The organism is Bradyrhizobium zhengyangense, assembly GCF_022012435.1.
Lineage (GTDB): Bacteria > Pseudomonadota > Alphaproteobacteria > Rhizobiales > Xanthobacteraceae > Bradyrhizobium > Bradyrhizobium zhengyangense.
Map to the genome: position 1 here is coordinate 48,084 of NZ_JAKLUA010000020.1, position 12,255 is coordinate 60,338.

10 protein-coding genes are annotated in these 12,255 nt (G+C 65.0%); 7 read left to right on the forward strand and 3 right to left on the reverse strand.

The window, feature by feature from the left end; all coding sequences use genetic code 11:
* The first annotated feature begins 105 nt into the window (after nucleotides 1-105).
* From L6637_RS36000 to L6637_RS36020, 5 genes are all read left to right on the forward strand, one after another.
* The gene (locus L6637_RS36000) at nucleotides 106-789 is read left to right on the forward strand and encodes a hypothetical protein (protein WP_237863841.1); all 684 of its coding nucleotides are present in this window, start codon (nucleotides 106-108) and stop codon (nucleotides 787-789) included.
* 95 nt (nucleotides 790-884) lie between these two features.
* The gene (locus L6637_RS36005) at nucleotides 885-1,664 is read left to right on the forward strand and encodes an enoyl-CoA hydratase (protein WP_237863840.1); all 780 of its coding nucleotides are present in this window, start codon (nucleotides 885-887) and stop codon (nucleotides 1,662-1,664) included.
* A gap of 189 nt (nucleotides 1,665-1,853) precedes the next feature.
* Nucleotides 1,854-3,284: a TolC family outer membrane protein gene (locus L6637_RS36010; RefSeq protein ID WP_377803209.1), complete on the forward strand. Its 1,431-nt coding sequence runs from the start codon at nucleotides 1,854-1,856 to the stop codon at nucleotides 3,282-3,284.
* Between the two features lie 22 nt (nucleotides 3,285-3,306).
* Nucleotides 3,307-3,864 carry a P-loop NTPase family protein gene (locus L6637_RS36015; protein WP_237873657.1) on the forward strand — a complete coding sequence of 186 codons (558 nt, stop codon included), beginning with the start codon at nucleotides 3,307-3,309 and terminating at the stop codon, nucleotides 3,862-3,864.
* Between the two features lie 40 nt (nucleotides 3,865-3,904).
* On the forward strand, nucleotides 3,905-4,816 hold the full coding sequence (locus tag L6637_RS36020; protein WP_237873660.1) for an amidohydrolase family protein: 912 nt from the start codon (nucleotides 3,905-3,907) through the stop codon (nucleotides 4,814-4,816).
* Nucleotides 4,817-4,818: 2 nt separating this feature from the next.
* On the opposite strand, the gene L6637_RS36025 is transcribed toward L6637_RS36020, so the two are convergent.
* The 3 genes from L6637_RS36025 to L6637_RS36035 form a co-directional block, all read right to left on the reverse strand.
* Nucleotides 4,819-7,935 carry an efflux RND transporter permease subunit gene (locus tag L6637_RS36025; RefSeq protein WP_237863836.1) on the reverse strand — a complete coding sequence of 1,039 codons (3,117 nt, stop codon included), beginning with the start codon at nucleotides 7,933-7,935 and terminating at the stop codon, nucleotides 4,819-4,821.
* A 33-nt stretch (nucleotides 7,936-7,968) separates the two neighbouring features.
* Nucleotides 7,969-9,213: an efflux RND transporter periplasmic adaptor subunit gene (locus L6637_RS36030; protein ID WP_237863835.1), complete on the reverse strand. Its 1,245-nt coding sequence runs from the start codon at nucleotides 9,211-9,213 to the stop codon at nucleotides 7,969-7,971.
* A gap of 151 nt (nucleotides 9,214-9,364) precedes the next feature.
* Nucleotides 9,365-10,759: a CoA transferase gene (locus tag L6637_RS36035; RefSeq protein WP_237873661.1), complete on the reverse strand. Its 1,395-nt coding sequence runs from the start codon at nucleotides 10,757-10,759 to the stop codon at nucleotides 9,365-9,367.
* A gap of 112 nt (nucleotides 10,760-10,871) precedes the next feature.
* Between L6637_RS36035 and L6637_RS36040 the strand changes: the two genes are divergently transcribed.
* Together L6637_RS36040 and L6637_RS36045 are read left to right on the forward strand one after the other, a co-directional pair.
* A complete protein-coding gene (locus L6637_RS36040; RefSeq protein WP_212241468.1) occupies nucleotides 10,872-11,159 on the forward strand; it encodes a hypothetical protein in 288 nt (95 codons plus the stop codon).
* Between the two features lie 198 nt (nucleotides 11,160-11,357).
* The gene (locus tag L6637_RS36045) at nucleotides 11,358-12,128 is read left to right on the forward strand and encodes an SDR family NAD(P)-dependent oxidoreductase (RefSeq protein ID WP_237863833.1); all 771 of its coding nucleotides are present in this window, start codon (nucleotides 11,358-11,360) and stop codon (nucleotides 12,126-12,128) included.
* Nucleotides 12,129-12,255: the final 127 nt, after the last annotated feature.

Below are 12,255 nucleotides of genomic sequence, written 5' to 3' on the forward strand. Positions count from 1 at the left end.
TTTTTGCCCGGTGTGGCCCGAAGATTCCCATTTTTTGCCCCGCTGTCGTCATGCGCCGGGGTCTCTGTTCGCATCCGGGACGGGCGAATTGGGGAGATCGTCAACATGATGAAAGCCAGCGGGCGCGCGGCATGGATTGTTCTGGCCGGGCTGTTTTTGCTGTCCGCAGGCGCGGCTCAGGCCGCGCCGAGCTCCGCCGCGAGCGCCAAGCCGGACAGCGCGAGCAAGCAGGCCGATGCGGGCAAGCAGCGCCACCACGCCGCTCGCCGTCATACCGACAGCAAGACAGCGCAAAAATCGGACGACAAGACTGACAAGACCAGCGCGGACGCAACGCCGCAGGCTGGCGAGGCCAAGTCCGATAATAAGACCGATAACAAGGCCGGCAACGATACGCCGGCCTCGAGCCAGATGCCGCCGGAAGTCGCCAACGCCAACGCACAGCTCGCCGCGACGGATACGCCGCCTGCGGCTGCAGCCTCGGCGATGACCAGCCGCGCCAACGACAATGTGCAGGCCGCAGCCGATAATACCGCTGCGCCCGCTCCCGAGAACCAGGTCGTGCCGCCCGACCAGCTCAACGACCTCGACCGCGCCCTGCAACAGGACAACCCGCCCGCGCAGAAAGCGGTGATTGCCGCGACCGACGCGCAGCCCCGCCCCGCTCCGGTCATGGCGAGCAGCCAGCCCAGTTCGGCCTGGGACCAGAGCTCCCTGATCGGCAAGATCTTCATCGGCGTCGGCACGCTGCTGACCTTGGCCTCGGCCGCGCGCATGTTCATGGCCTGATTGCTCGGGACGCGCTCACTTGGCGCGTTCCGGCCCCTTGAAGGCATCCACGCGAGCGGGCACATTGCCCGCCCAATCAAACGCGTGGGTGGAGCATGAGCACGTTCGAACACATCATCGTCGAAAGCATCGGTGCAGTCGGCATCATCAAGCTGAACCGGCCGAAGATGCTCAACGCGCTCTCCTTCGGCGTCTTCCGCGAGATCGCCGCAGCCGTGGACGATCTCGAAGCCGATGACGCCATCGGCTGCATCGTCGTGACCGGCAGCGAGAAGGCCTTTGCCGCCGGCGCCGATATCAAGGAGATGCAGCCGAAGGGCTTCATCGACATGTTCTCCGAGGATTTCGCCGCGATCGGCGGCGATCGCATCGCGCGCTGCCGCAAGCCGACCATTGCCGCGGTAGCAGGTTATGCGCTTGGCGGCGGCTGCGAGCTCGCGATGATGTGCGATTTCATCATCGCCGCCGACACTGCCAAGTTCGGCCAGCCCGAGATCACGCTCGGCACCATCCCCGGCATCGGCGGCACGCAGCGTCTCACCCGTGCGATCGGCAAGTCCAAGGCCATGGATCTCTGCCTCACCGGCCGCATGATGGATGCTGCGGAGGCAGAGCGCAGTGGCCTCGTCAGCCGCATTGTGCCCGCCGACAAGCTGATGGACGAGACGATTGCGGCTGCGGAGAAGATCGCCTCGATGTCGCGCCCCGCCGTCGCGATGGCCAAGGAAGCGGTTAACCGCGCCTTCGAGACCACGCTCGCCGAGGGTATGAGCGTCGAGCGCAATCTGTTCCACTCGACCTTCGCGCTCGAGGACCGCTCCGAGGGCATGGCTGCGTTCATCGAGAAGCGCAAGCCGGCGAACAAGAACCGGTGAGAGCCGACCGACGGTAAGGTTGGCGTAAGACTACATCCCTTTCCCGCAGCCCCCTGTGACGCACCTGCAACAAGCACGGATTTCATGGGGGTTTCCTCCGCGGCAGTTTGCCTGCGGGACCGGCGCTGGGTAAACAGTTAAGAGAGCCGCCGTCGGCGGGGGCGGACAGCCGGGGTTTTGCGGGATTACATGATTGGGCGTGCCGCCAGAGCTGGTCGCGTGATGACGCGGCGACGATCGGGCGTGGGTCGTGTCCTGGCGGCATGGACGGCGCTGGGGCTCTGCTGCGCTCTGCCCGCCGCGGCCAATGCAGAGGCGCTGCCGGAGGCGCTGGCCAAGGCCTACCAGACCAATCCGCAGCTCAATGCCGAGCGCGCAAGGCAGCGCGCCACCGACGAGAACGTGCCGCAGGCGCTCGCCGGCTATCGCCCGCAGATCGTGGCCAGCCTCAGCGCCGGCCTGCAAGCCGTGCGCAACCTGCTTCCTGACAACACCATCCAGACCGCAACGCTGAAACCCTGGACCATCGGGGTCACGGTGTCGCAGACCCTGTTCAACGGCTTCCGCACCGCCAACAGCGTGCGGGTTGCCGAGCTCCAGGTGCAGTCCGGCCGCGAGGCGCTACGCAATGTCGGCCAGGGCGTGCTGCTTGACGCGGTCACCGCCTACACCAACGTGCTGGCGAACCAGTCGCTGGTCGAGGCGCAGCGCTCCAATGTCGCCTTCCTGCGGGAGACGCTCTCCATCACCCAGCGCCGCCTCAACGCCGGCGACGTCACCCCGACCGACACCGCGCAGGCCGAGGCGCGCCTCAGTCGCGGCCTTGCCGATCTCAATGCCGCCGAGGTCGCGCTCGCGGTGAGCCAGGCGACCTACACCCAGGTGATCGGCACTACGCCCGCCGCACTTCGCCCCGCCGAGGTGGTCGATCGCTATCTGCCGAAGACCCGCGAGGATTCGATCGCGATGGCGATCCGCGAACACCCGGCGGTGATGGCAGCGGGCTTCGATGTGGACGTTGCCTCAACCAATATCCGCGTCGCAGAAGGCGCGCTGCTGCCGAGCGCGAGCCTGCAGGGCAGCGTTAGCCGCAGCCGCGACAGCGACCAGACGCTCGGCACCTTCGCCACCGACCAGGCCTCGATCGTCGCCAACGTCACCGCGCCGATCTATGACGGCGGCCAGGCGGCGTCGCAGACCCGGCAGGCCAAGGAAGTTACGGCGCAGAGCCGGCTGGTGCTCGATCAGGTCCGCAACCAGGCGCGCACGGCGGCGGTCAGCGCTTGGGTCGCCAACGAAGGCGCCAAGATCGCGGTCTCGGCATCCGAGTCCGAGGTGAAGGCGGCGACCGTCGCGCTTCAGGGCGTGCAGCGCGAGGCCGCCGGCGGACAGCGCACCACGGTCGACGTGCTGAACTCGCAAGCCGACTTGATCCAGGCCCGGGCCCGCCTGATCGGTGCGTTGCGCGACCGCGTAATCGCCTCCTACACTCTGCTCAGCGCTGTCGGCCATCTCGACGTCAAGACGCTGAGCCTGAACACGCCGGACTACCTGCCCGAGGTGCATTACCAGCAGGTCCGCGACGCCTGGCACGGTCTGCGCACGCCGTCGGGGCAGTAATCTCAATTCTTCGGGTCGACCGATGAAGAGCCGCCGCATCCATCTGATGGGAGCTTCGGGCTCCGGCGTGACGACGCTCGGCCGCGCGCTGGCGGGCCGGCTGGCGCTGCCGCATCACGACAGCGACGACTATTTCTGGCTGCCGACCGTTCCGCCCTACCAGACCACACGTCATGCCGCCGATCGGCGGCGCCTGATGCAAGAGATGTTTCTGCCGCGTTTCGATTGGGTGCTGAGCGGATCCGTCACCGGATGGGGCGACGAGTTCGTGCCGTTGTTCGATCTCGTCGTCTATGTGACGACGCCGCGCGACCTTCGCATGCAGCGGCTGCGTGCCCGCGAAGCCGCTCATTTCGGCGCCGATGCCGTTGCAGAGGGCGGCTGGCGTCATCAGGAGACCGAGTCGTTCGTCGAATGGGCCTCGCACTACGAAGCCGGTGATCGCGAGGGCCGCAGTCTCGCAAAACATGAGGCGTGGCTCGCGGGTCTGCCCTGCCCGGTCGTCCGCGTCGACGGTTCGCAGCCGGTTGCGGAGTTGGTCGAGCAGCTATGCAGCGACGTGGCGGGACTGCCAGGCTGATGTGATATCGTTCGCCGCCTGTCGCGACTCCGGAGCAGCCATGACCGACAACATCTACGCGCGAGCCGCGCAACCCTCGACGCCGATCAATTTCGACGTGCCTGCGCATGCTTGCGACTGTCACACCCACATCCATGGCGACGCCGAAAAATTTCCGTTCTTCGCGGGGCGCGTCTATACGCCGGGACCTGCGAGCCCGGAAGAGATGGCGGCGCTGCACAAGGCGCTACATATCGAGCGCGTGGTGATCGTCACGCCGAGCGTCTACGGCACCGACAATTCCTCCAGCCTGTTCGGCATCAAGGCACGCGGCGCCACCGCGCGCGGAGTGGCCGTGATCGACGACAAGACCACCGAAGCCCGGCTTGACGCGATGCATGCGGACGGCTTTCGCGGCATCCGCATCAATCTGGCAACCGACGGCGTCAACAATCCCGATGTCGGCCGCGCGCGCTTCACAGCCGCCGTCGAGCGCATGACGGCACGCGGCTGGCACGTGCAGCTCTACACCACGCTGTCGATGATCTCGGCGATCAAGGATCTCGTGCTGGCCTCACCGGTCCCAGCCGTGTTCGATCATTTTGGCGGGCTCGATGCCTCGCTCGGGCTGCAGCAGCCAGGATTTTCCGACCTCGTCGCGCTGGCCAAATCCGGCAAGGCGTATGTGAAGATTTCGGGCGCCTATCGCTCATCGACTCTCGCGCCCGACTATCAGGACATGGCGCCATATGCGCGTGCGCTGATCACGGCAAACCCGGATCGCATCCTCTGGGGCACCGACTGGCCGCATCCGGATTCGGCGCAGGTCGCGGGCCGCAAGGCCACAGACCTCGCCCCGTTCCATCAGATCGACGACGGCCGTCTGCTCAACCAGCTTCCGCTGTGGGCGTCGGATGCGGAGGTGCGCAAGACAATCCTCGTCGACAATCCCGCGCGGCTCTACGGCTTTTGAGATCAGCGCGCCCGGCGCGAGAAGAACGAAATCAGCACCGGCAGCGTCACCAGGATCACGACCGGCGCCAGCATCATGCCGGTGACGACGACGACCGCGAGCGGCTTCTGCACCTGGGAACCGATGCCTCCCGACAGCGCGGCGGGTAGCAGGCCGACGCCGGCGACGACGCAGGTCATCAACACCGGGCGGAGCTGCAACTCGCCGGTGCGGATCACCGCGCTCATGCGGTCCATACCTTCATCGATGAGCTGGTTGAACTGCGAGAGGATGATGATGCCGTCCATCACGGCGATGCCGAACAGAGCGATGAAGCCGATCGCAGCCGAGACGCTGAACGCCGTGCCGGTGATCAACAGACCGAGCACACCGCCGAAGATCGCCATCGGGATCACGCTCATGGCGAGCAAGGTGTCGGTCATCGAGCCGAAATTGAACCAGAGCAAGACGGCGATCAGCGCCAGCGAGATCGGCACCACGATCGACAGCCGCCGGATCGCATCCTGGAGATTGCCGAATTCGCCGACCCATTCCATGTGCGAGCCGGGCGGCAACTGCACCTGATCGGCGATCTTCTGCTGCGCCTCGCGGATGGCGCTGCCGAGATCGCGCTCGCGCACCGAGAACTTGATCGGCAGATAGCGCTCCTGCTGCTCGCGATAGATATAGGCGGCACCCGAGACGAGGCTGATATTGGCGACTTCGCTCAGTGGGATTTGCGTGATGGTGCCGTTCGGTCCGGGCGCGCCGATCCTGATATTCTGGATCGCCTCGGCGCTGCGACGGTACTCCGGCGCAAGGCGAACGATGATCGGGAAGTGGCGGTCGCTGCCCGGCTCGTAGAGATCGCCCGCGGTGTCGCCGCCGATCGCGACCTTGATGGTGGCATTGATATCGCCGGGCGCGAGGCCGTAGCGCGCGGCCTTGGCGCGGTCGATGTCGATCTGCACGGTCGGCTGCCCCAGCGAGGTGAAGACGGCGAGGTCGGTGACGCCCTGCACCGTCGACAGCACCTGTTTGATCTTGTTGGCGGTGTCAGTCAGCGCCTGGAGATCGTTGCCGAACAGTTTGATCGAGTTCTCGCCCTTCACGCCCGAGACGGCTTCGGAGACGTTGTCCTGGAGATATTGCGAGAAATTGAACTCGACGCCCGGGAAACGGTCGTCGAGCTGCTTGAGCAATTGCGCGGTCAGCTCGTCCTTGTCATGTGTGCCGGGCCACTCGCTCGCGGGCTTCAGCGGCGCGAAGAACTCGGCGTTGAAGAAGCCGGCGGCGTCGGTGCCGTCGTCGGGGCGGCCGTGCTGCGACACGACGGATTCGACCTCGGGCCGGGCGCGGATCAGCTTGCGCATCTCGTTGACGTAGCTGTTGCCCTCCTGCAGCGAGATGGTCGGCGGCAGCGTGGCGCGGATCCAGAGATTGCCTTCTTCGAGTTTGGGCAGGAATTCGAGGCCGAGCAGCCGGCCGAACATGATCGTCATCACCACGAGGCCGATCGCGCCGCCGAGCATGATGCTTCGGTTGGCGACGGCCCAGTTCAGCAACGGCATGTAGAGCCGGTGCAGGACCTGCATCACGCGGGTCTCTGTCTCCTCGACATGGGCGGGCAGAATGATCGCGGACAGCGCGGGCGTGACGGTGAAGGTCGCCAGCAGGCCGCCGGCGAGCGCGTAGGCATAGGTGCGCGCCATCGGTCCGAAGATGTTGCCCTCGACGCCAGAGAGCGTGAACAGCGGCAGGAAGGCCGCGATGATGATCGCGGCGGCAAAGAAGATCGAGCGCGAGACGTCGGCCGCGGCGCTGAGGATGGCGTGGCTCTTCATGCCGAACAGCGTCTCTTGCGACATCTGCTCGGATTCCGACGGTGGCGTGGTCTGCGTCAGGCGGCGGAAGATCGCCTCCACCATGATGACGGTGGCATCTACGATCAGGCCGAAATCGATGGCGCCGACCGAGAGCAGGTTGGCCGATTCCCCGCGCAACACCAGGATGATCACGGCGAAGAACAGCGCGAACGGTATCGTGGCGCCGACGATCAGCGCGCTGCGCAAATCGCCGAGAAAGATCCACTGCAGCAGCACGATCAGCAGGATGCCCACCACCATGTTGTGCAGCACGGTGTGGGTGGTGAGATCGATCAGGTCCTTGCGGTCGTAGATGCGCTCGATGCGCACGCCCGGCGGCAGGATGGTTGAATTGTTGATCTGGGCGACGAGCTGCTCGACGCGACTGATGGTCGGCGTGCTCTGCTCGCCGCGACGCATCAAGACGATGCCCTGCACGATGTCGTCGGAATCGTCGAGGCCGGCGATGCCGAGGCGCGGCTTCTGGCCGACGGTGACGGTGGCGACGTCCTTCACCAGCACCGGATTGCCGTTGGTCTGGGCGACCATGGTGTTAGCGAGGTCGTCGATCGACTTGATCAGGCCGACGCCGCGGACCACCGCCGATTGCTGGCCGATATTGACGGTGTTGCCGCCGACATTGACGTTGGAGTTGCTGACCGCCTGGAGCAGCTGCGGCAGTGTCAGGCCGTTGGCGACCAGCTTGTTGTTGTCGACCTCGAGCTCATAGGTCTTGCTCTTGCCGCCCCAGCCGGTGACGTCGATCACGCCGGGCACGGCGCGGAAGCGGCGCTGGAGGATCCAGTCCTGGATGGTCTTGAGGTCGAGCACGCTGTAGTTCGGCGGGCCGACCAGGCGATAGCGGAAGATTTCGCCGATCGGGCTCAGCGGCGATATCTGCGGCTGCACGTTGCCCGGCAGCGGCGCCAGCTGCGCCAGGCGGTTCAAGACCTGCTGCAGCGCCTCTTCATAGGTGTAGGCGAAGGAGAACTGCAGTTTGACGTCGGAGAGGCCGTAGAGCGAGATGGTGCGGATCGTCGTCAGGTTCTTCAGGCCCGCGACCTGGGTCTCGATCGGGATCGTGATGTAGCGTTCGATCTCTTCCGCCGACAGGCCCGGGCTCTGGGTGACGATGTCGACCATCGGTGGGGTCGGATCCGGATAGGCCTCGATGTTGAGCTGGTTGAACGCAATCAGGCCGCCGATGAGCACGGCGGCGAACATGCCGACCATCAGGAAGCGCCGGTTGACGGCAAGGGCGACGAGACGGTCCATTCAGGTTTTTCGCAGTTTCGTGGGGCTCGTCGATCAACTACCGGACGCCGCGCGGTCGATGAACAGGCTGCCTTTGACGACGATCTGTTCGCCGGGCTTCAGGTTGCTGGTCACCTCGACGAGGTTGCCATTGATGAGGCCGATCTTGATCTGGCGGAGCTCGACCGACTTGTCTTCACGCGCGACCCAGATGCGGACCTGGTCGCCTTCGTAGATCAGCGCCTGCTTCGGCACTGCAGGCGCCGCGCGGTCGCCGGCCGAATAGATCGTGACGTTGGCGAACATTTCCGGCTTGAGCAGGCCGTCCTTGTTGTCGATGGTGGCGCGGACCAGCAGGCGGCGGGTATTGGGATCGATTGCAGTGGCGACGTAATTGATCTTGGCGGTCAAGGGGCGGCCCGGCAACGCCATCACGTTGACGCTGATGTCCTGTCCGACGCTGACCATGGCAGCATCGCTCTCGCGCACGAAGGCGGTGAGCCAGACCGTGGAAAGATCGCCGATCACAAAGACCGGATCGCTGGCGCCGGCGCTGACATATTGCCCGGGGCCGATCTTGCGCTGCACGACCGTGCCCGAGAGCGGCGCATAGATCGTGATTTCAGGATTGATGGTGCCCTTGTTCTGGAACGTCTTGATCGTTTCGTCGGTAAAACCGAGGATACGCAGCTTGTTGTTTGCGGCCTCCAGCGCCGTCACCGCCGAGCGCATGTCGTTCTGCGCCTGGACCTGGGTCGCTTCCGCCTGCTGATAATCCTTGAGCGGGATGGCGCGGCCTTCGTAGAGATCCTTGGCGCGCTTGTACTGGATGTCGGCAAGCTCTAGCGCAGACTTTGCCTTGTTCTGCGACGTCATCGCCGCGATGAAATCGTTCTGGGCCTGCACGGTGTCGGCGGCCTCGATTGTGAACAGCGGTTGACCCTGCGTCACGCTCTCGCCCGGCTTGGCTAGCAGCTTGGTCACCCGGCCTGCATAGGGCGAGAAGACCGGCGTCGAGCGGTCCTCATCGACCGCGACTTTGCCCTCGGTGACGTACTCGGCACGGAAGGTTTTGGCGTTGACTGGCTCGATGGTCAGCGTCGCCCATTCGGACGGTGTCGGTGTGAAATTCTGCGCGTTCTTGCGCGACTGACTGGAGACTTCGGAGAGCTTCTTCTCCTTGCCGCCGGCAAACAGGAAGCCATAGGCGCCAGCTCCGGCAAGCACCAGTAAAACTACGGATGCGATCACCCGTTGTTTTGTAAGCACCTGCAATCGCTTGGTCTTTTCAGATACCATGGGGCCCGGTCGTGTCTGCGACGATCTCGGCAGACGACTGCCTCATCGGTCGCGCTAATAGTGCCGATTTGGGATTTCAAACAACCTAAAAAACGCTGGCCGTCCTTCGGTTTGCGTTAAAATTTTGCGACACGTCAGCTTCACGTCAGCTTCAGCGCGGCCATCGCGGCGAATGGCTGCCGAGCGGCATTGCCGGACGGCTCCATTGCGCCGGTGTCCTCGACAGCACGGCCGAATGACGCACCGCCTGCAATGCGCCGAAGCCAGATGACACCGTTTCCATGAACGCTGCATGTACAGCCTCGCCCGTAAGATCAGGGGTGTTGAGACCGCTTTCGAGCCGGCCCAGATTCCACAGCCAGCGACCGGTCTGCGCCAGCGACACGCGCACGTGCCAGCTGCCGCCTTCGCGCGCCTGGCGCGCCTTCGCCATCATCGCGCCGAACGCCATCAGATAGCCGGTGGCGTGGTCGAGCATCTGCGCCGGCAATTCCTTCGGACCATCGATACCGGCCGCCTTGCCTTCCGCATGGTTGAAGCCCGTTGTGGTCTGCACCAGCGAATCGAAGCCGCGTCGCTCGGCCCAGGGGCCGGAATGGCCATAGGCCGACAACGTGACGTAGACGATGCCGGGATTGATTTCCGCGGCCTCTTCCGGCGCGAAGCCGAGGCCAGCGAGCGCGCGCGGGCGATAGCCTTGCGAGAAAATGTCGACGTCTTTCAGCAATTCGCGCATTTGCGCCCTGCCCGCCTCGCTCTTCAGCTCGATGAAGGTGGTGAGCTTGCCGCGGCCGGTGTCGATGGTGAGCCAGGGAATGGCCGGCAGCTCCGGCCCCGAGACCAGCAACACATCCGCCCCATGTGCCGCGAGCGTGCGGCCGGCGACGGGCCCTGCGATGACGCGGGAGAGATCGAGCACGCGCAGACCCGAGAGCGGACGATCACCTCGAGGCCACGGCTTCGGAGGCGCCTCGCCGATCCTCTCGATCGAGACCAGCGGCAATTCGGCCAGCGCACGCGCCTGCGGCAACGACGACCATTGGTCGTAGCTCCGCATCAAGGCAACGACACCACCCGCGGCATAGGCCGCGGTCTCGAAATCCTCGCCCTTCCATTGCATCAGCGCGGCCTGCACCTTCTCGCGCTCGGGCGCGCAGCCAAGCACCTTGCAGACGGCGTCGCGGTGATGCGGGAAATTCGTATGGCAGCGGACGAAGCTGTTGTCGCCGGTCCTGTAAACGCCGGCGATGGCGTCCCAGGCCGGCGGCGGAGGCTTGTCGTCGAGGCGCAGATAGCGCTCGGAGCGGCATTCGACGACGGCGTGGCGCATGTCGACGGTCACGTCCTGCGCCTCGCCGCTGCGCAGTCGCCAGATCTCGGCGGCGGCAAGGCCTGCGGCGGCGATTGTCGCTTGGCCGGCGACGGCGACGCGGAACGAGGACGGAACCTGCGGCTCCTCGCCGGTCAGATGCACGCGCGCCAGTGCGGCTTTATCGCCGCCGGCGGAGGTCCAGATGTCGCTGAGGATGTCGGTGGGGCTTTGCATCGTAGCCTCTCCCTTGTCATTTGAGCATGATCTTTCGGAAAACCGCTGCGCACTTTTCCGGATCATGCTGTAGTTTTCTTGCGACCATCCCATGAGCACGGAAAGGATTGCAATGGCCGCCATCGATCCCCTCACCGCAGGCGCCGTGTTCGTTGCAACGGCGGCGACCGATGCGGTCTATGTGATGTTTACGTCAGCCGTGGTCGCGCGCAAGCGCGTACCGGCCGCGAGCTGGAGCGCGATCTGGTATTTGCTCTCCTCCTACGCGGTGATCAGCTACACAGAAAACGCCGTCTATGTGGCGTTCGCTGCGATCGGCTCCTGGGTCGGTGCCTATGCCTCGCTGACCTTCCTGCACCGCCCGCCGGGCGGCCCACCGGTGGGGGCTGCGCCGGAGTGAGGGGGCCGCTCCTCCGGTTCGCACGGTGTCATCATCCGCGAAAGCGGATGATCCCGTATTACAGAGGCGGTTGTGATTGAACCGAGAGGCCGCAGCGTACTGGATACCCCGCTTTCGCGGGGTATGACACCGAGAACGAATTCGACATCCTCGTTCAAACAACTAAGCTGATTACGACCAACAAAAGGAAAACCAACAATGGATCTCGGTCTCAAGGGAAAAAACGCTATCGTGCTCGGCGGCACGCGCGGCATCGGGCGGGCGATTGCGGCAACGCTGGCCGGGGAAGGCAGTAATGTCGCGGTGTGCGCGCGCAATGCAGAGCAGGTCGCGGCCACGGTTGCTGAATTAAAGGCGGGCGGCATCAACGCCACCGGCGGCAGCGTTGACGTCACCAACGGCGCGGCGCTGAAGGCGTGGGTCGAGGGCGCAGCCAGGGAGCTCGGTGGCATCGACCTGCTGTTCGCCAATGCGGGCGCAATGGCGCAAGGCCACGATCCTGCATCGTGGGAGCAGAATTTCCGGCTCGACGTGCTCGGCGCCGTGCATGCATTCGACGCGGCACGGCCGTTCCTCGAGGCCAGCGGCGAGACGAGCGGCGATGCCGCCTTCGTCATCATCTCCTCGATCTCGGCGGCGCAGGCCGATGTCGCCAGCTCCTACGGCCCGATCAAGGCGGCGCTGATCCACATGGCCAAGGGCCTGGCGCGGCAATACGCCAAGAAGAAGATCCGCGTGAATGTCGTCTCGCCCGGCACCGTCTATTTCAAGGGCGGCGTCTGGGAGATGATCGAGAAGAACATGCCGGAGCGTTACAACGACGCGATGAAGCGCAATCCGACCGGACGCATGGCGACGCCGCAGGAGATCGCAAACGCCGCGGTGTTTCTGGCGAGCCCGGTGTCGGGATTCACGACGGGGTCGAATCTCGTGGTGGATGGCGCGATCTCGAACCGGGTGAATTTTTAGGGCGTGCTCGTTCTTGTTCCGTCGTCCTGGGTGCTAGGTTTGCGATGGGCATGCATCGCAAACCGAGCCTCGAAGGATGAACGGCCGAGATGCCAGCCGGGCCGTCCCCCTTCAAGGGCCGCTAAGA